Annotated in this window: 22 protein-coding genes and 1 tRNA gene; 12 read left to right on the top strand and 11 right to left on the bottom strand. The window is 57.4% G+C overall.

Features of this window, described 5'->3' with window-relative positions; genetic code table 11:
* Positions 1-225: 225 nt before the first annotated feature.
* Entirely contained in the window at positions 226-603 is a 378-nt protein-coding gene (locus tag LEPTO7104_RS0111845) for an endonuclease domain-containing protein (protein WP_026072620.1), read from the top strand.
* A 535-nt stretch (positions 604-1138) separates the two neighbouring features.
* On the opposite strand, the gene LEPTO7104_RS0111840 is transcribed toward LEPTO7104_RS0111845, so the two are convergent.
* Together LEPTO7104_RS0111840 and LEPTO7104_RS0111835 are read right to left on the bottom strand one after the other, a co-directional pair.
* On the bottom strand, positions 1139-3976 hold the full coding sequence (locus LEPTO7104_RS0111840; protein ID WP_225886970.1) for a tetratricopeptide repeat protein: 2838 nt from the start codon (positions 3974-3976) through the stop codon (positions 1139-1141).
* A 314-nt stretch (positions 3977-4290) separates the two neighbouring features.
* Positions 4291-5817, bottom strand: a complete 1527-nt coding sequence (locus tag LEPTO7104_RS0111835) for a DNA recombination protein RmuC (RefSeq protein WP_017298788.1) — start codon at positions 5815-5817, stop codon at positions 4291-4293.
* Between the two features lie 125 nt (positions 5818-5942).
* Between LEPTO7104_RS0111835 and LEPTO7104_RS0111830 the strand changes: the two genes are divergently transcribed.
* The 5 genes from LEPTO7104_RS0111830 (at position 5943) to LEPTO7104_RS0111810 (ending at position 11623) form a co-directional block, all read left to right on the top strand.
* Entirely contained in the window at positions 5943-6440 is a 498-nt protein-coding gene (locus LEPTO7104_RS0111830; RefSeq protein WP_017298787.1) for a GNAT family N-acetyltransferase, read from the top strand.
* A gap of 183 nt (positions 6441-6623) precedes the next feature.
* Entirely contained in the window at positions 6624-7982 is a 1359-nt protein-coding gene (gene tftA, locus LEPTO7104_RS0111825) for a hormogonium tapered terminus morphoprotein TftA (protein WP_017298786.1), read from the top strand.
* Positions 7983-8154: 172 nt separating this feature from the next.
* Positions 8155-9372, top strand: a complete 1218-nt coding sequence (locus LEPTO7104_RS0111820) for a SpoIID/LytB domain-containing protein (protein WP_017298785.1) — start codon at positions 8155-8157, stop codon at positions 9370-9372.
* A gap of 59 nt (positions 9373-9431) precedes the next feature.
* A tRNA-Val gene (locus tag LEPTO7104_RS0111815) sits at positions 9432-9505 on the top strand.
* A 309-nt stretch (positions 9506-9814) separates the two neighbouring features.
* Positions 9815-11623 carry a hypothetical protein gene (locus tag LEPTO7104_RS0111810; protein ID WP_017298784.1) on the top strand — a complete coding sequence of 603 codons (1809 nt, stop codon included), beginning with the start codon at positions 9815-9817 and terminating at the stop codon, positions 11621-11623.
* A gap of 235 nt (positions 11624-11858) precedes the next feature.
* On the opposite strand, the gene LEPTO7104_RS0111805 is transcribed toward LEPTO7104_RS0111810, so the two are convergent.
* Positions 11859-12764 carry a M48 family metalloprotease gene (locus LEPTO7104_RS0111805; protein WP_040696554.1) on the bottom strand — a complete coding sequence of 302 codons (906 nt, stop codon included), beginning with the start codon at positions 12762-12764 and terminating at the stop codon, positions 11859-11861.
* Positions 12765-12911: 147 nt separating this feature from the next.
* Here LEPTO7104_RS0111805 and LEPTO7104_RS0111800 point away from each other — a divergent pair, with 147 nt between their 5' ends.
* From LEPTO7104_RS0111800 to LEPTO7104_RS0111795, 3 genes are all read left to right on the top strand, one after another.
* Entirely contained in the window at positions 12912-13514 is a 603-nt protein-coding gene (locus LEPTO7104_RS0111800; protein WP_017298782.1) for a Uma2 family endonuclease, read from the top strand.
* A gap of 72 nt (positions 13515-13586) precedes the next feature.
* Entirely contained in the window at positions 13587-13970 is a 384-nt protein-coding gene (locus LEPTO7104_RS38195) for a hypothetical protein (RefSeq protein ID WP_071527224.1), read from the top strand.
* Positions 13948-14307: a DUF5615 family PIN-like protein gene (locus LEPTO7104_RS0111795; RefSeq protein WP_225886969.1), complete on the top strand. Its 360-nt coding sequence runs from the start codon at positions 13948-13950 to the stop codon at positions 14305-14307. The genes LEPTO7104_RS38195 and LEPTO7104_RS0111795 overlap by 23 nt, the downstream gene beginning before the upstream one ends.
* A gap of 19 nt (positions 14308-14326) precedes the next feature.
* On the opposite strand, the gene LEPTO7104_RS0111790 is transcribed toward LEPTO7104_RS0111795, so the two are convergent.
* The 6 genes from LEPTO7104_RS0111790 to LEPTO7104_RS0111755 form a co-directional block, all read right to left on the bottom strand.
* Positions 14327-14794, bottom strand: a complete 468-nt coding sequence (locus LEPTO7104_RS0111790) for a nuclear transport factor 2 family protein (RefSeq protein ID WP_017298780.1) — start codon at positions 14792-14794, stop codon at positions 14327-14329.
* A 208-nt stretch (positions 14795-15002) separates the two neighbouring features.
* Positions 15003-15446: a cyanase gene (cynS, locus tag LEPTO7104_RS0111780; protein ID WP_017298778.1), complete on the bottom strand. Its 444-nt coding sequence runs from the start codon at positions 15444-15446 to the stop codon at positions 15003-15005.
* A 236-nt stretch (positions 15447-15682) separates the two neighbouring features.
* Complete coding sequence (locus tag LEPTO7104_RS0111770) at positions 15683-16567, bottom strand: ABC transporter ATP-binding protein (protein WP_026072616.1); 885 nt, start codon at positions 16565-16567, stop codon at positions 15683-15685.
* Complete coding sequence (gene ntrB, locus LEPTO7104_RS0111765) at positions 16564-17403, bottom strand: nitrate ABC transporter permease (protein WP_017298775.1); 840 nt, start codon at positions 17401-17403, stop codon at positions 16564-16566. The genes LEPTO7104_RS0111770 and ntrB overlap by 4 nt, the downstream gene beginning before the upstream one ends.
* A gap of 95 nt (positions 17404-17498) precedes the next feature.
* Positions 17499-19133, bottom strand: a complete 1635-nt coding sequence (locus tag LEPTO7104_RS0111760; RefSeq protein WP_026072615.1) for an ABC transporter substrate-binding protein — start codon at positions 19131-19133, stop codon at positions 17499-17501.
* Between the two features lie 157 nt (positions 19134-19290).
* Positions 19291-20100, bottom strand: a complete 810-nt coding sequence (locus LEPTO7104_RS0111755; protein WP_017298773.1) for a response regulator transcription factor — start codon at positions 20098-20100, stop codon at positions 19291-19293.
* 406 nt (positions 20101-20506) lie between these two features.
* Here LEPTO7104_RS0111755 and LEPTO7104_RS0111750 point away from each other — a divergent pair, with 406 nt between their 5' ends.
* Positions 20507-21742, top strand: a complete 1236-nt coding sequence (locus tag LEPTO7104_RS0111750) for a PAS domain-containing sensor histidine kinase (protein WP_017298772.1) — start codon at positions 20507-20509, stop codon at positions 21740-21742.
* A gap of 206 nt (positions 21743-21948) precedes the next feature.
* On the opposite strand, the gene LEPTO7104_RS0111745 is transcribed toward LEPTO7104_RS0111750, so the two are convergent.
* Positions 21949-22290 (bottom strand): type II toxin-antitoxin system PemK/MazF family toxin, encoded by a 342-nt coding sequence (locus tag LEPTO7104_RS0111745; RefSeq protein WP_017298771.1) that lies wholly within the window; start codon positions 22288-22290, stop codon positions 21949-21951.
* A gap of 15 nt (positions 22291-22305) precedes the next feature.
* On the bottom strand, positions 22306-22557 hold the full coding sequence (locus tag LEPTO7104_RS0111740; protein WP_026072614.1) for an AbrB/MazE/SpoVT family DNA-binding domain-containing protein: 252 nt from the start codon (positions 22555-22557) through the stop codon (positions 22306-22308).
* Positions 22558-22874: 317 nt separating this feature from the next.
* Here LEPTO7104_RS0111740 and LEPTO7104_RS0111735 point away from each other — a divergent pair, with 317 nt between their 5' ends.
* Together LEPTO7104_RS0111735 and LEPTO7104_RS33600 are read left to right on the top strand one after the other, a co-directional pair.
* The gene (locus LEPTO7104_RS0111735; protein WP_017298769.1) at positions 22875-25121 is read left to right on the top strand and encodes a glycoside hydrolase family 10-like protein; all 2247 of its coding nucleotides are present in this window, start codon (positions 22875-22877) and stop codon (positions 25119-25121) included.
* A gap of 60 nt (positions 25122-25181) precedes the next feature.
* On the top strand, positions 25182-25481 hold the full coding sequence (locus LEPTO7104_RS33600) for a hypothetical protein (protein ID WP_017298767.1): 300 nt from the start codon (positions 25182-25184) through the stop codon (positions 25479-25481).
* Positions 25482-25707 lie beyond the last annotated feature (226 nt).

Raw genomic sequence — 25707 nt, 5'->3', positions numbered from 1 at the left:
TGTAGAACAACCGTACAGGCGCAAGGAGAATGGATTGCTAATTGCCCGCCGACAAAATGCGGGTGATGACTACCGCCGAGGCCGCGAAGAGGCCGTCCAGGCGGTGCCAATGAGCCCCAGGGTGAGGCCCCACAGCCGCCCGTCCCACTGTTATAGACCCCTTTCAAGGAGATGCAGGGGTGGGGCATTTTGGGCATTTTCAGTGCAGAACAAGTCATTTGCATCATGTTCCCTAACTTTTTGCCCTACAACCGACAGTTAAAGCAAATTGCCCGCCAACTGCGGCAAAACATGACCCGTTCGGAAGTGATTTTGTGGCAACACTTGAAAGGCAAGCAAATGCATGGCTTTGACTTCGATCGCCAGAAGCCCATTGATGAGTACATCGTTGACTTCTACTGCAAGAAGCTATGGCTAGCCATTGAAATCGACGGTTCCTCCCATGACAGCGAAGAAGCCCAGGAGCAAGACCAGTACCGCCAGGCTAGGCTAGAAGCCTACGGCATCAGATTTTTAAGATTCCGCGATGATGAGGTTATTTATCAGACGGAGGCTGTGCTTCAGGCGATCGCAGCATGGGTGACGAATCCTCCTCATAACTGAAACTGGACCCACCCCGCCCTGCGGGCACCCCTCCCAAAAGGGGATGATGGCGCAAATCCCCTCTTGGGAGGGGTAGGGGTGGGTCTACGAGTGGCTTTTGATGCGGGAAACTTCTCGCATGGCTGAGACTGGCCCACCCCGCCCTGCGGGCACCCCTCCCTGGGAGGGGATGATGGCGAAAATCCCCTCCAGGGAGGGGCAGGGGTGGGTCTGCGAGTGGCTTTTGATGCGGGAAACTTCTCTTATGGCTGAGACTGACCCACCCCGCCCTGCGGGCATCCCTCCCAGGAGGGGATGGTGGCGCAGATCCCCTCCTGGGAGGGGCAGGGGTGGGTATGCGAGTGGCTTTGGAATGCCCACGATAGCGCTCCTGCGTCCCGTATTCAGTAGATGCAGGAGCATCTGGGGAAATGGTATCAACGCTAGAGCGTTGGCACGATAGAACTCGTTTTTCCATGCCGTCCCCCACCCCATGGCAGCGATTTGGCGAGGCTGGATAACTACGTTTTTCCCAATCAGCAAGGGGTACTAACGCTTACGCCCCCTCCAACAACGCTTGAAACCGCGCGTTGGGGCGGATGGGGTCGAAGTCGGTGTCAGTTTTGGCCATATCGCGGTATTTGGGGTTTAGGGCAATGGCAGCTTGCAAAGCGGGGAGCGCGTTGTCGGCATTGCCCTGGAGACCGTAGCAACAGGCTTTTTTATAAATGGCGTAGCTGCTATCGGGTTGAATTGACAAAGCTTTGTCGTAGCTAGAAAGAGCTTCTTCAAAACGACCAAGGCTAGCTAATGCCATTCCTCGAATTCCCCAGGCTGAGAAATAGTCAGAGTTGGCTGAGAGAATCTGGTCACAACATTCGATCGCCTCTTCGTATCGGCCCAAGGCAGACAGCGCTAACCCTTTGTTGTTGAGCGCGTCGTGATAGTCGGGTTTGATCGCCAGGGCCGCGTCGTAGCTGGCAATGGCCTCCTCCTTTCGGCCCAAGTCATCCAGCGCATTCCCTTTGTTGTTGAGCGCTTCGTGCAAGTCGGGTTTGATCGCCAAGGCCGCGTCGTAGCTGGCAATGGCCTCCTCCTTTCGGCCCAAGGCAGACAGCGCAGTCCCTTTGTTGTTGAGCGCGTCGTGCTTGTCGGGTTTGATCGCTAGGGCCGCGTCGTAGCTGGCAATGGCCTCCTCCTGTCGGCCCAAGGCAGACAGCGCAGTCCCTTTGTTGTTGAGCGCGTCGTGCAAGTCGGGTTTGATCGCCAGGGCCGCGTCGTAGCTGGCAATGGCCTCCTCCTTTCGGCCCGAGGCAGACAGCGCAGTCCCTTTGTTGTTGAGCGCTTCGTGAAGGTCGGGTTTGATCGCCAGGGCCGCGTCGTAGCTGGCAATGGCCTCCTGCTTTCGGCCCAAGTCAGACAGCGCTACCCCTTTGTTGTAGAGCGCTTCGTGATAGTCGGGTTTGATCGCCAAGGCCGCGTCGTAGCTGGCAATGGCCTCCTCCTTTCGGCCCGAGGCAGACAGCGCATTCCCTTTGTTGTAGAGCGCTTCGTGATAGTCGGGTTTGATCGCCAAGGCCGCGTCGTAGCTGGCAATGGCCTCCTCCTGTCGGCCCAAGTCAGACAGCGCAGTCCCTTTGTTGTTGAGCGCTGTGTGATAGTCGGGTTTGATCGCCAGGGCCGCGTCGTAGCTGGCAATGGCCTCCTCCTTTCGGCCCAAGGCAGACAGCGCAGTCCCTTTGTTGTTGAGCGCTTCGTGAAGGTCGGGTTTGATCGCCAGGGCCGCGTCGTAGCTGGCAATGGCCTCCTGCTTTCGGCCCAAGGCAGACAGCGCTACCCCTTTGTTGTAGAGCGCTTCGTGATAGTCGGGTTTGATCGCCAGGGCTGCGTCACAGCAGGCGATCGCCGCTTCTTTTTGGCCGATTGAGTTTTTTAGCCAGGCCTGGTTGTACCAAACAACGTCGCTTTGGGGCTGAAGTTTAGTCAACCGACTATTGGCAAGTAATGCTGTTTTGTACCGCTCCAACCCTACAGCAGCTACCACAAAACCTGTCAAAGCATTCTCTAGCTGATTTGGGTATCGTCTTGAGAGGTCAATTAGCAGCTTGCCAAGGCTGGCTAAGTTTTCGTTCACCGCAACTGTGTAGCCCTTGGCTTCTATTTGCCCATCTCTGGGCTGCAAAATACGCTCTGTATCCTTTAGACGCTGCAAACCCTGACGAATTTTGTAGCGAGGCCAAAACTGCCATAGCCTAGTTTTCTGGGCCAGCAGGGCTGCGGTGGGCAGTACCGTTATATCTTGCAGCTCCACATTGCACTGGCGCAGTAGATCAACGGCATCGTAAATACACCCTGCGGTTTTATCGCGGCTAGTGGCTGCTTGATAGCGGCTTTGCCAGGTTCCTCTCAGGGTCTCTTTGTAGGTGGCGGTAGAAACGACCAAGCTGCGGCTTTTGGCTCGCTCCAGGTTTTCGACGACGTTTCTAAAGGTGCCATCGTTGCGTTGGGCGATGGGGGCAAAGTCTTCGACTTTGGCAGACAAGCTGGCCCGCTCAGTAGTTTGGGCCAGCACCGCCTCAATGGCGGTTTCCGCAGGCACTGGCAGTGGATGTTGGCAAAACTGGCTCCAGAATTGAGGATATTTTTCGATCGCTAACTTATCCCACTCGCTGGGTTGTCCCGGCTTTTCGGCAATAGTCTCATCACGGGCTGTGGCAACCACTCGAATGCGGTCATTGCCGCAACTGCGCTCAAAAAATTCTAGGGTTTCTTGCAGGCGCTCTTGTAGAGGCTGCTTCAGGGCACTGGGCAAGTTGCCTTGAGCGTCACGACTGGCCTCAGCGCCCAGGTTCATGGCCTGGTTCAGATTATCGAGAAAAAAGATTAGTTTGGGTTGGTGGCCCACCACCTCTGCCGGAAACTGGGTTGGCACCGTCAGTTGTTCGTGGTTCTTGAGTTTGAGCACCGTCCAGCCTTCGCTATTGAGGCGTGTGGCTAGTTCACCTGCTTCGCGGGTTTTGCCTAGCCCCGTGCGACCCAAGATCAGCAGCCAGCGGTGCACCTCTAACAATCCTTCGAGTTGTTGCTGTATCGACAGTTCTGGCCGCCGCTGCTGGTAGGGAATGTTGAAATCGGCTAAAGGGTCACCATCGGCCTGCTCTGAACCCATCAGTCTTTTTAAGACACCCTCGCTCCTGGGCTTAATCACCTCAAAGGGAAATGATGGGTCGATAGGTGCTGGCGGTGTAGATGACTTTAATCGAGGTAGTAGCCACCGCCAAGCAGCAAACCCAGACGCCGAGAGCACCGTCAGCCCATAAATAAACCAGTCGGGATTTTCCCACGCTGTCTTGAGTATTGCGGTAGCCCTCTCAAATAGGTCGGTTTCATCCATGCCAAACGCACAAAGGGGGCTAGAGGTTTTTTTATAGGGCAAATCATTCAGATTCTAGCCTTGACTACCAGAAAGGCAACCTAGGCGCGATCGCACCGCATCCTTGTGAGTGGTGAGGATGGCCCCCCCAAGATTGAGCTTTCAGGCCGCAATGCACCGCTCACAATGTCGGGCCTCTCGCTTGACGCTGGCGGTGCATTGCGGTCAGGGCAAAGAGCGTTGCATATTGCAGGGTTTGCTTTAGGCCGCGAATGCACCCTACTGACATACCTAGGGGAATGGTGAGCAGTGCTCACCCTACAACGGTTGAAAAGTTATGCGTCTTCGGCGTCAGCGGGTTCCCCCGATAGGCGGCGGGGGATGCGATCGCACCCTTCCAGCGTTTCAATCGCCTCGCCCCCAGCCGCCCCCAGCTCTTTGAACTTGCGCGTCGTCACCAGCACCCGGCTCTCCAGGCAGCCCGCCGTCTGGTTAAAGGCCTTGACCGAGGCATCCAGCCCCCGGCGCAGCTTCACCATGTGATTGGTGAGAATGGCCATGCGATCGTACAGTTCGCGGCCCAGGGCGCTGACCATCTGGGCGTTTTCGGCCATTTTTTCGTGCCGCCAGCCGTAGGCGATCGCCTTCAGCAGGGCAATTAGCGTGGTCGGCGTGGCCAAAATTACGCTCTGGCTGACGCCGTACTCGATCAGCTGCGGGTCGTGCTCCAGGGCGGCGCTAAAGAAGGTTTCGCCCGGCAAAAACAGCACCGCAAACTCCGGCGAATCGTCGAACTGGTCCCAGTAGGCTTTGGCCCCCAGCTGGGTGAGGTGGGTGCGCACCTGGCGGGCGTGGGCGGCGAGGCGATCGCGCCGGGTTGCCTCATCGGTCGCTTCCAGCGATTCCAAATACCCCTGCAAAGGCGCTTTTGAGTCAACAATAATCTGCCGTCCGTTGGGCAGCTTGATCACCATATCGGGGCGTAGCCGCCCGCCCTCGGCCTCCACCGTGGGCTGCTCGACAAAGTCGCAGTACTCGATCATGCCCGCCATTTCGACCACGCGGCGCAGCTGCATTTCACCCCAGCGGCCCCGCACCTGGGGGGCTCGCAGCGCCTTGACCAGGTTGGCGGTTTCGCCCTGGAGCTGGTTTTGGCTAATGGCCAGCGATTTGACCTGCTCGGTGAGGCTGGCGTAGGCCGAGACGCGATCGCGCTCCAGCGATTGCAGCTTGCCATCCACCTTTTCCAAAGAATCCCTCAGCGGCCCCACCAGCGAGTCGATCGCCTGCTGGCGCAGATTCAAACTGCCCTCCGCCTGGGACTGAAAGCTCGATAGTGTCGCTTGGGCCAGCTCCAAAAATGACTGGTTGTTGCGTGCCAGGGCATCGGCAGACAGCGCCTGGAACGTATGGGCCAGCCGCTGCTGGGCCTGGTCGAGCAGGGCGACTTTTTCCTGAGTGGCGCTGTGGGCGTGGGCCAGCTGGGTTTGCAGCTCGGCCAGCTTGGCCCGCAGCAGCGAATTTTCCTGCTGGGTGTGGGATAGCTGGGTGGCGCGATCGCCCAGCGCCTGCTCCAGCTCCCCCAGTCGACCCATCTGGGCCTCAGCAGTGGCGCGGCGGCTGGCTTCGTCGCGCAGCTCGTGGCGGCTGTAGTCGAGCTGGCCCTGGAGGTCTCGCTGCACCGTCCGCAGTTCTTCAATGTGCTGGTCTTTGTGGTGCAGCCGCTCGATCAGGCTGGCGCGATCGCCCGCCATTTCGGCCCTGGTCCGCTCCCGCACGGTTTGCAGACGGCTGGCCAACAGTAAACCCGCAACGCCAGCGCCGAGCACCAGTCCTAAAATTATGCCGATTGCCGCTGGCATCCCCATTCTCCTAAACTAAACTCCGCCCCACCCATCCCAGGCCACTGCCCCATCAAGGTACACGTATACTACACCCATCCACCCATCCACCCGCCTACCCACCCACTCGCCCACCCATCTCCACCATGCCTACCCCATCCACCCTCGCCATCCGCCCCGCTACCCCCGCCGACCTGCCCGCCCTGGTAGCGCTGATCAAAGCCCTAGCCGACTACGAAAAGCTGGCCCACGAAGTCACCGGCAGCCCCGACGATCTGGCGGCGGCTCTGTTTGGCGATCGCCCCTACGTCGAGGCGGTACTGGCCTGGGTCGACGGCAAGCCCGCAGGCCTGGCCCTGTTCTTCCACAACTTTTCAACCTTTTTAATGAAGCCGGGCATTTATCTCGAAGACCTGTTTGTCTACCCCGACTACCGCCGCCAGGGCATTGGCAAAGCGCTGCTGGTGTACCTGGGCAAACTGGCCCTGGAGCGAGGCTGTGGCCGCCTGGAATGGAACGTGCTGGACTGGAACACCCCCGCGATCGAGTTTTACCAGAGCATGGGCGCTGAGATTAAGCCCGAGTGGCAGATCTGCCGGGTGGCGGGGGAGGCGTTGGAGGCGTTTGGGGGAATGGAGGGGTGAGGGGGTGAGGGGATGAGGGGATGAGGGGATGAGGGGATGAGGGGATGAGGGGATGAGGGGAGAACAGCCCCCTGCTTTCCTCATCTTCCCCATCCTCCCCACCTTCCCCTCCCTCACTACCCACGCCACTTCCCCATTTCCTAGGTATGATTCTGCCCAGAGCGTCTAAGCATTCGGTTCTATATGGCACAGATTTTTATCTCGGCGGGTCACGGGGGCTTTGAGGATGGGGTGGTGGACCCCGGTGCTGTGCTGCCCAACACTACCGAGGCGGCGGAGATGATTCAGATTCGCGACCTGGTGGTGGCTGAGCTCAGGTCGCGCAGTTTTTCGGTGCTCTCTGTGCCCGACGACCTCAGTGCCGCCCAAACCCTGAGCTGGATCAACGCCCGCTGCCGCCCCGAAGATGTGGCTCTCGAAATTCACGCCGGGGCCTTTAGCGACCCAGGGGTGCGGGGTGCGGCGGTGTTTTACATTGCCAAAAACGACGTGCGCCGCACCCATGCCGAGCTGGTGCTGCTGGCCCTGATTCGGCGGGTGACGCAGCTGCCCAGCCGGGGCGTAAAGCCCGACACCGAATCGCCCACGGGCATGCTGCCCTTTTGCCGCAACCTGGGCTGCCCCTCGCTGCTGATGGAGGTGGGCTACCTGAGTAACCCTCAAGATTTGGCCATTATTCAGCGGCAGCGGCGCGATGTGGCCCTGGGCATTGCCGACGGGCTGGCCTCCTGGAGCCGGGCCGTGGGTAACGACATTCCCACCGCGCCGGGGGGCAACCTGCCCGAATTTAGAATCAATCTCAACGGCGGCATTTATCCCGAAACCGGCATTATCGTCAACAACAATTCCTACATTCCCATCGATATCGCCGACCTGCTGGGCGTCGATGCGGCCACATCCCCCAACATTAACCGCATTCGCTACGCCAACGTGGTCTACATGAAGGCGGTCGACCTGCAAGCCTACAACGTATCGGTGACCTGGGATGCGGCCACCCGCACGCTGCGGCTGCGATCGCGCACGGGCGCCCAGTTTTGCCCCGGCTCGATCGATCGCATCATGGGCATTGGCAGCACCTCGGAGACGCAGCTGAAGTTGTTTCTGCAAAGCGTCAACCCCGCCGCCGTCAACACCTACGGCGATCTGCCCAAGCTGTATCGCGAAGAGGCCGCGATCGAAGGGGTCAACCACGACATCGCCTTCTGCCAAATGCTGGTGGAGACCAACTCCCTCAACTTTGGCGGCAGCCTGAATCCGGCCCAAAACAACTTTGGCGGTATCGGCTCGCCCACGGGCGGGCCGGAGGGGTCGTCCTTTCCCAGCGCGCGGGTGGGGACGCGCGCCCAAATTCAGCACCTCAAGGCCTACGCCAGCCTCGACCCGCTGGTGCAGCGCCAGGTAGACCCCCGCTTTTTGTTCGTGGTGCGGGGGGTAGCGCCCTTGGTGGATCAGCTCAGCGGTCGCTGGAGCGCCGACCCGGAGTATGGGCGCAAAATCCTGGCCTTTTTGCGGCGGCTCTACGACTCTATCGTGCCGCCCTAGGGCCAGCGGTAAAAGTGGCCTTAGGGCGGCAACCCACCAGCGGCAGCGCCGTCATAGGCAGGTATTGGATCCTGTTGTGCCAGGCCCAGGCATCGATGATACCGTAAAAAACGTTGTCCGATGTCCGGCTGTTCCACGTCCGCACGAGTTCTTCTACGTTCTGCCTCCGCCGATGACCCTACTTCGCCAACCCTCTTTCTTTAGGCCGCTGGTCAACCGCACCCGAGGCTTTTTAGCCCACGGCCTCGGCCTGTCGGTGGTGTGGTGGCTGGCGGCCCTGCCCGCTCAGGCGATCGTCGAAATGCGGGTGGCCATTGGCGATCACCTGAACCAGGCGGTGGTCGGCAGCTCTACCCCGGCGGTAATCAAAAATGCATCGGGCCAGGGGGTGGGCCAAATTCCCCAGGGGCGCGCGGTTACCATTACCCCCGGCGGGGGCGGGCTGCGCCTGGCCGACTGGCAAGGTCAGGCCTTTTGGGTGGAGCCAACCGGCGGCGGCTATGTCTTTATCAATGACAAATGGTATCGGGGTCGGGTGCTGGTGGTGCCCACCGACGGCAAGGTTACGGCCGTCAACTGGGTCGATCTGGAGGCCTACCTCTACGGTGTAGTCGGTGGTGAAATGCCTGCCAGCTGGCCCCAGGAGGCTCTGAAGGCCCAGGCGGTGGCGGCCCGCTCCTACGCGCTGTACCGCCGCGATCGCACCCAGGGCGATCTGTTTGATGTTGCCAGCACCACCGCCAGCCAGGTGTACGAGGGGCTGGCGGGCGAAACCCCGGCGGTGCAGGCTGCCGTCAACGCGACCCAGGGCCAGGTGCTGACCTACGGCGGGCAAATCATTGAGGCGGTGTTTCATTCCTCCTCTGGCGGCTATACCGAAAATTCTGAGGATGTCTGGCAGCGCCCTACCCCCTACCTGCGCGCCGTGCCCGACTTTGATCAAGATGCCCCGACGTTTCACTGGTCGGCGACGTTCTCCACCCAGCAGATTGGTCAGCGCATTTCCGGCATTGGCCGCCTGCAAAGCGTCGCTACCGAGCGGGCCACTCCCCATGGTCGGATTATGTCCATTCGGCTCCAGGGCAGCCAGGGCACCCGCACCCTGACCGGCACCGAGTTTCGTCAGGCCTTGGGGCTACGCAGCGCGCTGTGCTCGGTCTCCCTGGCGGGCGACACCCTGCAAGTTAACGGGCGCGGCTATGGCCACGGCCTGGGCATGAGCCAATGGGGCGCGCGGGCGCTGGCGCTCCAGGGCCGACCCTACCAGCAGATTTTGACCTACTACTACCAGGGCACGGCTCTGGCGGCCCTGCAGGTGACCACGGCGCAAAAGCAGGATGGGCCGCTGCTGCTAAACCCCATCGGGGTTCAGCCCGCCCTAGCCCATTAGCAAAACGCGATCGCAGGTTGCGATCGCGCCCGGGGATGTGCTAAATTCATCCTCTGCAAGGACGTATAGCTCAGTTGGTTAGAGCACCACGTTGACATCGTGGGGGTCACTGGTTCGAGTCCAGTTACGTCCATTAAGGCTTATAGCCTTTATATCCAAGCTTTCAGGCAACTTCTATGTAGTCTTGCTTATACTTGGTGGAGCTTCTTGAGATAGTTTTTTGTGTGCAGATTGTGTGCATGGGACAAAGCAGGCTATCTAGGTAGTGACCAGCCTGCAAGTGAAAAGGTGGCTTTCTATTCGACGCCGTCTCCTTTATAACTAGCCAATATCTTGCATTAGCCCTGAGAATAGGACTTCAATTAGTCATTAATGCGATTGATCTTATTGTGCAGCCAATCGACAAGATGGCAAAAAACAGAAATCAGAGCAAATTCAAATCATGAGTGAAACAGATAAAATAGAGAAAACATTAAACTCATTTCTAAAAAATGAAACGACGAATGTTTTATTCATGAGAGGTGAATGGGGGATAGGGAAAACCTATTTTTGGGAAAGCTATATCAGCGAAAAGTTAAATCAAAAAGAAGTCGAAAATCTAGCTTATTCATACGTCTCTTTATTTGGAGTGTCTAATATAAACCAGTTGAGAGAAAGGATTCAGAGTTCCGCCAAAATCATAGATAACAGTGGATCATCAATAAAGAAAATAGAAGAATTTGCAAACGAGCAGAACCAGGTATTTCAGCTCCTATATGGGAAAAAAGCGAGGCAACTAGAATCCAAACTTGCGACTATTATAAAAGTATTAAATGGTGCGAGATGGGGAGGTCTTCAATTAGGGTTTATTTCGGAATTCTACGGGCAATATAGAGAAAGCCTCATCTTTGACTACCTTGTTTGTATTGACGATTTCGAGCGGAAGCAAAATGATTTAGAAGTTGGTCAAGTGATGGGGCTAATCAATGAATTAAGCCTTCAGAGGAAGTGCAAAGTCGTTGTCATTCTAAACGAAGAAAAATTAGACGAAGAGAATGCTATTGACTTCAAAAAATATAGAGAAAAAACTGCTGATGTTGAAGTTAGATATTCACCGAGCATACAAGAAAATATCCTAAAAGTTTTTTCTGGAGAAGAGCTTTACTTTGAGAGAATACTGCAAATTTTTAAGTGTCTAGGCTCTGTTAATATCAGGATTTTTAAGCGATTCAAGTGGGCGATAGAGCACATTCAGGAATACACGAATCCTTGTGAAGATGCTGTAAAGGTAGAGATGGCAGCTCATCTAGCTCTTTATTCGTGGGCTTTTCTTGAGTCTGACCAACAACTATCTCTGCCATTTGTGAAACAAAGTTTAGGCTCGCATGGTTACATGCTAGCAAATATATATAAAGACCCAGATGACTCTGGGTATACGGAACACGAAAAGCGTTGGCTGGATGAAGTCCTCCTCAATCTGCCGATAAGTGAAGCTAAGTATGATGAAAATATCATTAATCTCATTCAATACGGATACTTATTGGATGAAGACGATTTTATTAAAAACATATCGGAAGAGAACGAAAAGGAAAAGAAATACCAATACAGGCAGCGTGTCAAGAATGTATTCGAAATGTATCAATACTCCCTACGTGATAACCAGAAAGAAATAGTGCAAGCATCTCATGATCTTTTGGCTATAGGACTACAGAAAATATTCTTTAGTGACTTTTCAAAGTTAATGACATTGCTAGATCTTTTAGAGGAGAACACAGACTCGTATATTGAAGAATATTGTCAAGTTAATCCAGATGTTATTAAAGACATAGCTTCTGACCCTTCTTTCGGTCGGAGCAACATTAAGAATAAGCTTCTTTCAGAAAAGGTTGAGAACGCTCGAATCGAAATGTATGAATACAGTAACCTTGATAGTGTTTTGACTCATATTACACAGAAACAAAGCCACCGTATAGAACAAATAGATTTTCTCTGTTCTCTGAGTCCATCTGATATTTTGGATTGGATAAATAGGATGAATGCGCAGTATTCAGGTGAAGATGTAAATATCGAGGAACAACTATTTGTTGTGAAACTATATGATGCTCTGACCTACTTTCGTAGCAAAGGTCAGGATAATGATACTAATGCAAAATACAGGCTTATTCTTGAAAACCTTAAATCTGCCCTTAAATTATTTGCAAAAGATAGCAATATCAATAGAGTAAGGGTTCAAAATTTGTATGGGATTGATTTAGAAAATCAGGTTGATTAGTGATGGAATACATCTGCGACTCTTTTCCTAACCCGTTGAGTCTTTACTAACCAAGAAAATAGTCTTTTGTTTAGAATTTGGGTAATCTAGGTTGATTTAGCATGTGTCCGTAGGTTTCTGCCACCATACGTGTGCTGGTCTGACCAGCAATCTGTGCAGCTTGGGGCAGTGAACATCCCTCATACTCGATGCCGTGGCTGATGTACAGTGCACGCTATCCTATCTCCTGGGTCATCTAAACACTTGAGCTTAGCTCTTTAGTATTGGCGGTGCTGCCAGCGATTTCAGCGGCCATTGCCTTCAGGCGCTGAACGCGATCGTCCGTGGAGGGGTGGGTCATAAACAGCGTCATCATTCCATCCTTAGAGAGCGGGTTGATGATGAACAGCGGCGCAAAGGCGGGGTTGCCGTGAATGGGCACCTTCTGCCCCATCTCCTCCAGTCTTTCTAAGGCGCGCACCAGGGCCAGGGGGTTGCCGGTAATTTCGGCGGCCCCGGCATCGGCGGCGTACTCCCGCGTCCGTGAAATAGCCATGCGAATTAGCCCGGCGGCAAATGGCCCCACCACCAGTAGAAAGAGAATCGCGATGGGGTTGTTGCCGCGCCTGCCGCCCGCCCGCGCCATGGGAAAGTACAGTGCCCCCAGGGTGAGAATGCGGCCCAAAAAGGTCAGCGACCCGGCCAGGGTGCCCGCCACCGCCTGGGTCAGGGTGTCGCGGTTGCGCACGTGGGTGAGTTCGTGGGCAATAACGGCGTCTAGCTCGTCGTCAGGCAAGAGGTCAACGATGCCTTTGGTGAGGGCGATCGCGGCGTGGTTGGGGTCGCGCCCAGTGGCAAAGGCGTTGGGCGACTCCGACGGCACCAGATACAGAGTCGGGGTGGGAATGCCGGCGCGATCGCTCAGCCGCTCTAGTCGCTCAAACAGCTCTGGGGCCTCTTCTCGCGGCGTGGGCTGGGCCTTAAATGCCGCCAGCGCTGCCTTGTCGGAGTAGTACCACGAGCCAAAGCTGCTCACGGCGGCAAAGCCCAGCCCGTAGTAGAGGCCGGTTTCATCGCCCACCAGCAGGTAGCCCGCCAGCACGATCAGCCCGCTGAGTAGCGCCAGCAGTGCTAAGGTTCTGAACTGATTCATTGCCGCCATAGAAAATCCCCACCGTGTGCGATGTTTGCCCTCTAGCATCCCAGAGGTTGGCACCGCTGAGGTCTATCCAGGGAAAGAAAAGCTGCACAAACCGACGGCCCATGCGGTTAGGCTATGATTGGCCCATTGCAGAGACTGGGGCGACCGATGACCACGCTGCTGATTCAGACTGAAAGCGTACCCCTAAAGGTCAACTTCCCGACCAGCGCTGAAATGACAACAGCAGAATTTTATGCGTTCTGCCAGGCCAATCGCGATCTGCGGATTGAGCGATCGGCGACAGGAGAGGTGATTGTCATGCCGCCTGCCTTTTCTGACACCGGCAACCGCAACCTCAAAATTGCTCAGCAGTTGGCCAACTGGGCCGACGTAGATGGTACCGGCGAAGCCTTCGACTCCAGTGCCGGATTCACCCTGCCCAATGGTGCCACCCGTTCCCCCAATGCCGCCTGGGTGCGCTTAGAGCGCTGGAATGCGCTAACGGAAGCCGAAAAGTCTTCCTTTGCGCCCCTGTGCCCAGACTTTGTGGTGGAGTTGCGGTCTGCCAGCGATGCCCTCAGCAGGCTTGAGGCCAAAATGGAAGAATATCTAGCCAATGGTGCCTCTCTGGGCTGGTTAATCGATCGCAAAACCCGCCAGGTTCACCTCTACCGCCCCAATCAAGCAGCGGAAATTTTAGAGAACCCCGACACCGTTTCCGCAGACCCTCAGCTGCCAGGCTTTGCATTGCAAACGGCTAGAATTTGGTGAATGAGTTTCTTTTGAAGGTTTACAAGTCCTATATTTCGTAGCTTTGAGCATAAAAACTTCTGTGGAGTGTCCATGTCGCTTCAAGATCTCAAAACACAAATTACCCAATTGCCAGCTCAAGATCGACTTGAGCTAGTGAGCACTATCATTCAATCGCTCCAGGGGCTGCCTCAGCCAGAAGATTGGCAATTTTTAGTAGCTCGCCCCCATCCATGGCGAAAGCAACTTTTTATTAAAGGGCGTAAGCTGTTGGCGTCTAGTATTTGGCGAGATATGCTGACTAACGGTATGACTCCAGAGCAAGCTGCAGACAATTGGGACTTACCGCTTGTGGTCATCCAGGAAGCCATTCAGTACTGTGAGGCTCACCAAGATCTGCTGAGATTTGAAGCAGAAGAAGAGCGCCACCGCATGCAGGAAAAAGGAGTTTCTCTTGAGCCTAGCCCTGCTGCTTGACGAAGATAGTCAGGCGAAATTCTTGGTTAACCTTTTAAGGGCAGCAGGTCATGATATTCGAACTATTAATGAGGCTGGCATCGGAGGTGCTGCGGATGATGTGGTACTGGATTATGCCGCCCAGCAACGCCGAGTATTGTTAACCCGAAACTGCAATGATTTTCTGGATTTGCATCAGTCTATAACCACTCATTTCGGCATATTGGCTGTCTATCAAGATGCTGAACCCGATAAAAATATGAGCTATCAGGCGATCGCAGCGGCCATAGGCAACCTCGAAGCTTCAGGAGTACCTATGGCCAATCAGTTTATCGTGCTAAATCAGTGGAACTATTGAGCGTCTCATCGCTAGCGGATTAAACCGGCGAGTTAATTAGCCCCGGATGATCCTCTGGGCGAGGGCCGGAGGTATCCCAGAAGAAGCGGCGGTCTGACTCGGCAATGGGCTTGTCGTTGATGCTGGCCTCGCGGCGGCGCATCAGGCCGTTTTCGTCGAATTCCCAGTTTTCGTTGCCGTAGGCGCGGTACCACTGCCCGGCGTCGTCGTGCCACTCGTACTGAAAGCGCACGGCGATGCGGTTGTCGGCGTAGGCCCACACTTCTTTGACCAGGCGGTAGTCGAGTTCTTTGTCCCACTTGCGGCGCAGAAATTCGCGAATGGCGTCGCGCCCCTGGAAGATTTCGGCCCGGTTGCGCCAGTGGCTGTCTTCGGTGTAGGCCAGGGCGACGCGATCGGGGTCGCGGCTGTTCCAGGCGTTTTCGGCCATGCGGGCTTTGGCGATCGCGGTTTCTCGGGTAAACGGGGGGACGATGGGAGTGGGCATAGGGGTGGATGAGTGGGGGAGATGGGGAAGGTGGGGAAGGTATAGGAAAGGCTGTCAGCCTTGGCCAACAGCCTTAGGAGTTGTGAGTCAGGACGCGGAGAGAAACTTTAGGCCAGTTTGTTCACCGACCAAACCTTGCTACCGTATAGAGCTTGCGATCGCAGGCTGGCTCCGGCCAAAATCGCCAATCCAAAATCGGCAATCGACCTCACCACTTTTTGTAGGGCAGGAATTTGCCGTTCATGATCACCTTGACGCGATCGCCCTTGGGGTCTTCTTCTTTTTCGACGTCGATGGTGAAGTCGATGGCGCTCATAATGCCGTCGCCAAATTTTTCGTGCACCACGGCTTTGATCGGCATGCCGTAGACCTGCATGATCTCGTAGAAGCGGTAGATCAGCGGGTCGGTGGGTACCACCGGGTCGAGGCCACCCTTGACGGGAAACTCGGTCAGGGCCTCGATTAGAGAGGCATCGGCCCCGATCGCCTCGATGATTTTGGTGGCTTCTTCCACCGAGGCGCTGGCCTGGCGGTAGAACACCGACGCGATCCAGACTTCGTCGCAGCCGACCTTGGCTTCGAGGTCGGCAAAGGAGAGGCCAGCGGCTTTTTTGGCGGCCAGCAGGGTTTCGGTAACGGGGGAAATAGCCATGGTTCAGATCCTCTTGGATACGTCTTGGGTTGGATACGACTTGGGAAAAGTTGGTTTGTGCCGGGGAAGGGATGGCGGGCAATGCCCGCCCTACGGGGTTGGGGCGAGGGGGATGGTGGGTTACGGCGGAGCGAAAATGGTGTAAAGGGAGCCAGGATTGAGCGATCGCCTAACCCACCCTACGGGGTGTCCGGGGTTTCCCCATCTCCCCCATCCCCCCATCTCCCCCGTCTCCCTCATCCTCCCACCCGCGCCGCCTCTACCGCTCGGGTTTCGCGGAACAGGTGGCTCTCCATCTCGGCCTTGAGGGCGTGGTAGGCGGGGTGCTGCTCGATGGTCTCGCGGTTGCGGGGCCGGGGGAAGGGCACCTCCAGAATTTCGTCGATGCGGGCGGCGGGGCCGCGGGTCATCATGACGATGCGATCGCTCAGCAAGAGCGCCTCTTCGATGCTGTGGGTAATCATGATCACGGTCTTGCGCTGCTGTTCCCAGATCCGCTCGATCTCGTCCTGCAAGAAGCCTCGGGTGAGGGCGTCGAGGGCACCGAAGGGCTCATCCATGAGCAGAATTTGGGGGTTGATGGCCAGGGCGCGGGCGATGCCGACCCGCTGGCGCATGCCGCCGGAGAGCTCGTGGGGGTGCTTGCGCTCGGCCCCGGTGAGGCCGACCAGCTGAATGTGCTCCTTGAGGATGCGATCGCGCTTTTTGGGCGAAGTCTTGGGGTCCACGGTTTCTACCGCAAACCGCAGGTTTTCCTCCACCGTCATCCAGGGCATCAGGGCGTAGTTTTGAAACACCATGCCCCGGTCAGGCCCCGGCCCGGTAATCGGCACCCCGTTCAGCAAAATCTCGCCGCCAGAAATCGGGCTGAGGCCCGCAATCATGTTCAGCAGGGTCGATTTGCCGCAGCCCGAGGGGCCAATAATGGTGACAAAGGTGTTGGGCTCGATGTCCAAGCTGATATTCTCAACGGCCACAAAGTCGCGGCTGGTCTTGCCCGAGAGCTTGTTAAACAGGCCCTTTTTGCCGGGGAAGACCTTGGTTACATGGCGCACCGACAGCTGCGACGAGGCCGAGGGTTGATCTAAGGAAGCAACGCTATTCACGGGTGCAAGTCTCATGAGTTTCGACCAAAGGCAACAAACTTCTCCAGGGCCGCAAACAGGCTATCCAGCAGCAGCCCCACCAGGCCAATGATGAAAATGGCCACCAAAATATTGGCGATCGACAGATTGTTCCACTCGTTCCAGATGAAATAACCCAGGCCCGTGCCCAGCAGCATTTCCGCCGCCACGATCACCAGCCAGGCAATGCCCATGCTGATCCGCAGCCCCGAGACAATGTTGGGCAGCGCCGCCGGAATAATCACCTTGACGATGGTGCGCAGGCGGGAGGCCCCCAGGGTATTGGCCACATCCAGGTAGTCTTTATCCACGCTGGCCACCCCAAAAGCGGTGTTGATCAGCGTCGGCCAAATGCTGGAGATAAAGATGATGAACACCCCGGTCTTTTCAGAGTCGCGCAGCAGGTACAGGCCCAGGGGCAGCCAGGCCAGCGGCGACACCGGCTTGAGCAGCTGCACGTAGGGGTTAAAGGCCTTGTAGGCGACCGGCGAAATGCCGATCAAAATGCCCAGGGGCACCGCCACCAGCGAGGCCAGAATGTAGCCGATCGCCACCCGGCGCAGGCTGATCAACAGGTTCCAGCCGATGCCCAGATCGTTAGGGCCGTTGTTGTAAAAAGGGTTGGTGACCCACCACCAAAACTCCTTCAGGGTTTCGCTGGCGGTGGGCACGCCCTTCACAAACCAGCCCGCCCTGGCCCCCACCTCCCAAAACAGCAGAAACAGCCCCAGGGAGAGCATGAATAGCCCAAAGGCCTGCACGTTCTCGTTTTGTAGCAGAGACTCCTGCCTCTCGTTGGTTACTAAACCCGGTGTGGCGTTGGTTACCGCCATAGTGAATACCTCCTTTTAATGCGTCCGCAGCGGTGCAGGTTCCCCTGGCTTGGCCCCTGGCTCAGGCCAGATACCAGGGAACGATCGCCCTCTGCCTACACGCCAAACTTGTCGATCTGCGCTTTGACGTAGGCGCTGGGGGCGTTGGGGTCAAAGGTGTCAAAGGCCAGTTTTTCTTCCCGGTTGGTTTCGGTGGGCGGGTTTTGGCCCAGCTCCTTGGCCAGGTCGCGGGCCAGGTCGGTCAAAAACACGTCTTTGCCGACGCTGGCGTAGGTGTCATCGGTAATCTCCTGGGCGGCTTTGCCGTCGCCCTGCAAGTCCCAGCGCACCAGCTGTGAGGAGATCCACTTGGCGAAGCTCTGCCAGGGGTAGGGGTCAAAGCCGATGCGATCGGGCACGTCGAGGCTGTTGCCGTTGCCGTCGTCGAACTTGCCGGTGAGCACCGCCTCAACGACTTCCGTGGGCTGGTTGAGGAAGGCGCGATCGGAGATGGCCGCCGCAATTTCGGGGCGGTTGGTGGGCTCCTGGGCGTAGGCGGCCGCCTCAATAATGGCTTTGTTGAGGGCGCGGAAGGTGTTGGGGTTTTCGCCAATCCACTGGTCGCTGGCGGCAAAGGCGCAGCAGGGATGGCCATCCCACAGCTCTTTGGTCAGCATGTGGATATAGCCTGCCCCTTCGTATACGGCCCGCTGGTTAAAGGGGTCGGGCATCAGCATGGCGTCGATGTCGCCCGCAATTAGCTGGGCAATGCTGTCCGGCGGGGGCACCGGGCGAATCTGCACGTCCACGTCGGGGTCGAGGCCCCCCGAGGCCAGGTAGTAGCGCAGCAGCAGGTTGTGCATCGAGTAGGGGAAGGGCACCCCAATTACAAAGCCTTTGAAGTCTTCGGGACCGTTGACCTGGCCCTTGTGGCGCTCGGCGACGGTAATCGCCTGGCCGTTGATATTTTCAATGCTGGCCAGCTTGACCCCAAAGGCCGCCGAACCCAGGCCCAGGGTCATGGCGATGGGCATGGGGGCCAGCATGTGGTAGGCGTCGAGTTCGCCCGCGATCGCAGAGTCACGCACCGCACCCCAGCTGGGCATTTTCACCACCTTGGCGTTGAAGCCGTACTTCTTGTAAAAGCCCAGGGGCTCCGACATGATGATGGGCGTGGCGCAGGTAATGGGAATAAAGCCCACCTGGATATCGGTTTTCTCCAGATCGCCGGTTTCCACCGGAGCCTCGGCCTCGGCGTCGGTGGCGGGACCGCTGGCGCAGCTCGCCAGGCTGACCAGGGCCGCCCCCACAGCCATGTTGCGCAAAAACTCTCGCCGGGTGGCCCCGCTGTTGCGCACCGAGTCGGCAAAGAACAGCCCGGCCTGGGGGCCGAAGGCAGCAGCAAAGGCATTTTCTAGCCCCCCGGCCTGCTTGCACAGGGCCAAAATCAGCCGCTCGCGGCTGGGGTCGTTGCGGCCTACATTTTTGAGAAACAGCGCCTTTCTCAGCTCGTAGGCGTTGACCGAATTGGCCGCCCGAAGCTGACTGCCGTTGTAGAGCCCCATCTTGACCAGGTCGTCCACCATGTCTACGGGGTCCTGGGGCATGGTTTCTAAAAACTGCGAGTGGTCGCGGGAAAAATGCACGACGCCGCAGGTTTGACAGGGCTGCCCCAACAGCGCCGCCGCTGAACGATGACTCGATAAATTACCCCAGTCACTGAGTGACTTTGCTGCTGTTGCTATGACCATAAACCGCCAGCCTGAATGCGACAAAACTGCTTTGTTTGCGATCAAACAAGTTAGTTATTTAGGACCATAGCAGGCTCTCTTTAGAACCACATTGGATCAATTTTTGAACCTAGTAGGATTTTCTTTAGCAAGTTAGTTTTGGTGCTCAAAATAGGGGCTAATCTGTTGTTTTTGCTACAGATTGTCGCCGCCAGTCCTGGGGAGAAAGGTTGTGAAACTGGCGAAACTGGCGGGTGAAATAGCCCGCATCGCTATAGCCTGAGGTTTCGGCAATGTGGCGCACCGACTGGGTGGTGGTGGCCAGCAGGGTTCTGGCCTGGGCCATGCGCCGCTCGATAATCCACTGTTTGATGGTGCGCCCGGTGAGTTCCTGCACCAGATTGGTGAGGTAGGCGGGCGAGTATCCGGCTTCCTGGGCCACGTCGCTGAGGCTGATGGGCTGGCGGTAGTGGGCTTCAATATAGCGAAACACGCTGGCTAGCCTGGGGCAGACCGGAAAAATGCTGGGCGCTGGGGCCGGGTTCGCTTGGGGAAGGGGACCGGGGCGCGATCGCGTCTCCCGATCGCGATCGCCCGTGCCGTAGATCTGCGAAAGCTGCTCCTGGCGCTTGAGGCGACCGTCGATGGCGGCCAAAAACTGCTCTACGGTGCAGGGCTTGGTCAGGTAGTCGTCGGCCCCCAGGTCCATGCCCCGGCGCAGGTCGGCCATGGTCACCTTGGCGGTGAGAAAAATCAGGGGAATTAGCGCTGTTCGGTGCGATTTGCGCAGGGTAGAGAGCACCGAGTAACCGTCCATATCGGGCATCATGATGTCGCAGACCACCAGATCGGGGCTGTGCTGCTGGGCCAGACTGACCCCCGCAGTGCCGTTGCTGGCCCCTACGGCGCGAAAGCCTTCAAACTCCAAACACTTTAGAAAAAGGTTGCGGGTTTGGGCCTCGTCCTCAATGATTAAAATGGTTTTCATCCCAGGGGCAGCACCTACTGCTGTGCTAAATTATTTGCTTGCGTCCCACCGTCTTATGGCTCAGCTTTGGAATTAGACCCGGCTGAGAAAAGTTGATCAAATGTCGATCGATAGCGCCAATCTATAGCTGTTACAGCTATTGCCCAACGCCGTTATGCTGGCCCAAGACCGGCTGCAATCTGGAGGCTATCCCTCAGCTAGAGCAACCTAAAAAAGGCGTCCATAAACGCTTACTATTTGAGTGTGATTCGTTGCCCTATAGTTCTTAGTAAACTGTAAGAAGACGGGTTGTTGTATACAGAAATACATTCCGTGCCAACTGGGGCCGGGGTCAACCCTCTGCTTCTAGCCCAAGTTGGCCGAGCTGCAACCTTAAATTTCTCCACCTGCCGTTATCTCTGCCCCAATGGCCCAAACCTACTGGCTGCCCCAGCGAGATGCCTCCCCCAGCGCTGCCGAAGAGCCTCTGGGGCAGGAGCTAGAGCACCTGCGCCGTCAGCACCAGCTGATTCTCAATGCGGTGGGGGAGGGCATTTACGGGCTGGATCTCGACGGCCATGTCACCTTTGTCAACCCCGCCGCCGCTGCCATGATCGGCTGGTCGATGGAGGAGCTGATCGGCCAGTCGATGCACGCGGTGCTGCACCACTCCCTCGCCGACGGCAGCCCCTACCAGCGCGAGGACTGCCCCATCTACGCGGCCTTTCAAGACGGCGGCATCAAGCACATTACCAACGAGGTGTTTTGGCGCAAAGACGGCACCAGCTTTCCGGTGGAGTATATCAGCACGCCCATGCGCGATGAGGACGGGCAGCTGATTGGCACGGTGGTGACCTTCCGCGACATTACCCAGCGGCGGTGGGCGGAGGAGATTTTGCAGCGGGCCAACGAGGAGCTAGAGCAAAAGGTGCAGGAGCGCACTGCCGAGCTTCAGGCGGCAAATCAACAGCTGCGGCAGCTGAGCGACATGCGATCGCGCTTTGTCTCCATGGTCTGCCACGAGTTTCGCAACCCGCTCAACAATATCGCCCTGACGGTGTCCTCGCTGAACCGCTACGACACCCAGCTGCGCCCCGACGAAAAAACCGACTACCTGCTCACCATCAACGCCAACGTCGAGCGCATGACCCAGATGATCGACGACATTCTGGTGATCGGCAAAATCGAGGCCAAGGTGCTGGCGGTGAACCCGCGCCCCCTCGATCTGGTCACCTTTTGCCAGGACCTGCTGGCCGAGGGCGACTACCGGCGACCCGTGCCGATTCAGCTGGCGTGCCGCAGTCGCCAGGTGCTGGCCTGCCTGGATGAGCGACTGCTGCGATCGATCCTCAGCAACCTGCTGTCCAACGCCATTCGCTACACCCCAGACCAAAACCCGATCTGGCTCAGGCTCACCAAGCAGCGCGGCCAGGTCATTATCAAGGTGCAAGACGAGGGTATTGGCATTCCGACCGGCGATCGCAAGCTGCTGTTCGAGCCGTTTCATCGGGGCCAAAACGTCAGCAATATTCCGGGAACGGGCCTGGGGCTGAGCATTGTGAAGCAGTTTGTGCAGCTCCAGCAGGGCACCATCAAGGTTACCAGCCGGGTAGATCAGGGCACGACGTTTACGGTGCGGTTGCCGGTAGTCGTGAGCCAGTAGCGGCTATTTTGGCGGCACCGCCCATCAACAACTGACGCTATGAATTTTCAAGCAGCAGCGCCCTGCCCGAACACCTACAGCAGCTCAAAGCCCAGCCCAGGGCTAGCTCAACTTGCCTGCCAATGTGCCGATTTCCATTGGCCAGTTGCGGTTCAACGAGCCAGGCTGCCCACCGAACAATGGCAGGGTACAGCTTAATCTGTGGCCTAGGCCCCAATGAGCAAATGCAGCGTTGCCACCACCTGATCCACCACGGCAGATGGCAAACATTCCTCAGTACTGCGCCACCAGCGGTGGTTCAGATCCAGCGTGCGAACCTGTTCAGCAATGACCGACCCTCTGACCCGAAACCCCTCCGGAATTGGAATCAGCGTCTTTATTTCAGGTTTAACCACGCTGGTAATGGGCGAGACAATCACCAGGCCATTCCTAGCCGCATTAAAGGCTGTCTGACTCAACACCAAACAGGGGCGCGCTTCGCCCATTTGCTCTCTCCCCTGGATGGGGTTCAAATTGACACGAATCACTTCACCCCGACGAAGCTGCATTCCAGATCCCCTTTCCTAGAGCAATTCCTGCCCTTGTGGCCCACTAGTTGTAAAGTCATCCCCATCGGTGGAATAACGAAAATCTTCAGGAATACTGGCTAAAAGCTCCTCTAAAGAGACCGCTACCATCTTTTTTCGAATCAACAGCGCCCCATCGGCCTCCAGTATCTCTACCGTAGAGGTTTCATCCAAGCCAAAACTCTCCGCCAACCGATGGGGAATGCGTAGTCCCAAGCTGTTACCCCACTTTTTCAGTTGAATATCCATACCGATGGCCAAGTTATACTTTGTATAATACCTTAGCATTTCTCACCAAATGCAGGGCGCCATTTAGGTCACTAGCCGGGTAGGAGTAGGGGCTTCCTTATGGTTAGTCTGTCAGCGTAGTGGGCTGACTAAAGAGGTGGTACGGGGCTAAGGGCATTTTCTGGACTGAGGGAGAGTGTGTGGAGCCACTACATCACCCAAACCCAGCGGAGGATGTGATATCGGTCAGAGATTGAGGCCAGCCTCCCCCCTGATTCAGCGCCAGATCAGCTGGCCTGTGCCACAATTAGCGCCGTGTGAGGAGGGATGAGATAGTGATGCAGCCAGGGACACAGCAGCCGGTTAAGGGCCTTTTGCTGGTGACAATCGCAGGGTTAGTCGGCGGCTGGGGCATGCCCCAGCTACCGGCCTATGCCCAGTCCGACGCCCCCGCGCTTGAGCAGCCTGCCGACACTGATGCCCCCACCGGGGGGGTGGATTCAGAAGGGCCGGACTTCACTATCGCCCCTGAAGAGATTGGCCCTGAAGACAGCCGCGCCCTTGAGGAGAGTGAGGTGCCGCCACTACCTGCCGCTGAAGCGGGGGCTGCCGCGATGCCCGAAACCAGGCCCGGTCGACGGCCTACCCATGTGCCGGCCATTCCTCCGCCGCCGCCCTCCCAGCGGCCCCAGATAGTTCAGCCTGCCGCCCCAGGCGATGGGGCAGAGTCTTCCGGCCCCACCACAGGCGACCCCGCCGAGCAGGTTGCCCCGGCGGTCATTGAGCTGTCGCCCACCGGGCGACCCCCCAGCCCGGTGGTGTTTTTGGCCATGGAGCAGGAGCTCAAAAACCTGATTGGCCGCTTTGAAAGCGCCCTGATTATGGCCCGTTCCCTCGAGGCGGCAACGGTGCTAACGCTGCCTGAGCACCAGCCCGTGCTGACCGCTGCCGCCGATCGGGTCAATATTGGCGGTGGCCAGGGAACGGTTTTGCACCCCGCCCTGGGGGAGGCCCAGCAGCTGTTGAACGAGTGGGATGGCCTGCTGGCGGCGGGCAAGCACAGCGAGGTGCGCGATCGCTGGCTGGCCGTCCGCACCGCCCTGTGGGACAACTTCCCCACCGATCGCCCCGTGGATGAGGGAGAAATTCGCGCCGTGTGGCTCGATCGCGGCACCATTGTCGGGGCCAAGTCGCCCCAGGGACTCAGCCGCGTGTTTGATCAGCTGGCCGCCGCTGGCATCAACACCGTGTTCTTTGAAACCGTCAATGCGGGCTACACCATCTACCCCAGCCAGGTAGCCCCCGAGCAAAACCCCCTCACCCGCGGCTGGGACCCCCTGGCCGCCGCCGTTGAACTGGCCCACGCGCGGGGCATGACCCTGCACGCCTGGGTGTGGGTGTTTGCGGCGGGCAACCAGCGCCACAACCGGCTGCTCAACCAGCCCGCCGACTACCTCGGCCCGGTGCTGTCTCGCCACCCCGACTGGGCCGCCTACGACAACAGCGGCAGTCCCATTCCGCGCGGGCAAGACAAACCTTTTCTAGACCCCGCCAACCCCGAGGTGCGCAGCTACCTGACCCGGCTGATGACCGAAATTGTCACCGACTACGATGTCGACGGTCTCCAGCTCGACTACATTCGCTACCCCTTTCAGGACCCTGGGGCCAACCGCACCTACGGCTACGGCGAAGTTGCTCGCTGGCGGTTCCAGAGCATTAGCGGGGTCGATCCGATGACCCTCAGTCCGCGCCCCAGCGGTGAATTGGACCGCAACCAGCAGATTCAGCAACAGGTGCTGTGGGATCGCTGGACCGGGTTCCGGGTGCAGCAGGTGACCTCGTTTGTGGAAACCATCTCCAGCACCCTGCGGCGGCACCGCCCCGACCTAATCCTGTCGGCAGCGGTGTTTCCCATCGGCGAGCACGACCGCCTCCAGCGCATTCAGCAAGACTGGGGCGCCTGGGCCAGGGCTGGCTACCTCGACTGGATTGTGCTGATGAGCTACGCGGGCGACACCAGCCGCTTTGAGCAGATCGTCTCCCCCTGGCTGGTGGATGAATCCTTTGGCTCAACCCTGCTCATACCGGCCATTCGGCTGCTAAACCTGTCGAATGCTGCCACCCTCGACCAAATGCAGGCCAGCCGCGACCTGCCCACCCCCGGCTACGCCCTGTTTGCCGCCAACGATTTCAACACCGAACTGAGCGCCGTGCTGGGGCAGACCCAGAGCCGTGAAGAACCCGGCCCTACGACGCCCTACGCCATGGCCCTGAGCCGCTATCAGGCGCTCCAGCGCGAGTGGAGCTGGCTGCTGGCCAACGATCGCCTGTGGATGGACCGCGACACCCTGACTCCCTGGATCGGGGCGGTGAACGATCTGGGCCGCGAGTTTGAAACCCTGGCCCAGGAGCCGTCGCGGCGGCATTTAGAAACCGTCGAAGTCGGCCTGGCCAGGGTGCGTGCCCCCCTCAAGCAGGGGATTTTGATCGATACCGCAAACAGCAGCTACCGGCTGCAATCGTGGCAGTACCGACTGACTGCGATCGAGCAGCTGCTGACCTACGGGGAGAGAACTGAACCATAGAGATGAGGTGCGCTGGGCGATCGCCACAAAAAATCCTAGATCAAAGAGGTAAGCAGCGCCATGGTCATTATGGATTCGGGCTTCGAAATTATTCGCTTTAGTGACTCAAGATACGAAAAAATTACTGTTGAAATCTCGTACAAAGGAGAGCAGATTGCTCAAATCAACAAGGATAGAGGCAATAATCTAATAGAAATAGAGATTTTGGTAGATTATATTACTACTAGTTTTTCACCGAAATTTCTCTTCAATGATTTCCTGGACGCACTAAATGAGGCGCGCAATATTCTTGAAAATGCGCAACAAAGATTAGTAAAGAGAATTCATGAATTCAGGTTTTCTCAGCTCATGGGAAAGTAATGGGTTCATCCGTGGCAGGGTAAGCGCAAGAAAAATAGGTCTGTGACATGCTAGGGGCATGCTATCACTGCGACCCTTAGCGAGTCCCCATGAGCCAAGGCTTTGCTCCCAATGAAGAGACGGCTAAAGCCGGTCAGACCAAGCCACCCTTGAGCGCGGCTACCGATGCTAACTCCATTCAGCAGCAGTGGGAATCACACTTTGCTGAACTAGAAGACCCGCGTGG

Source organism: Nodosilinea nodulosa PCC 7104 (assembly GCF_000309385.1).
Classification (GTDB): Bacteria; Cyanobacteriota; Cyanobacteriia; order Phormidesmidales; family Phormidesmidaceae; genus Nodosilinea; species Nodosilinea nodulosa.
The sequence above is the reverse complement of the archived record's forward strand: the minus strand, read 5'-3'. Positions and strand labels throughout refer to the sequence as shown.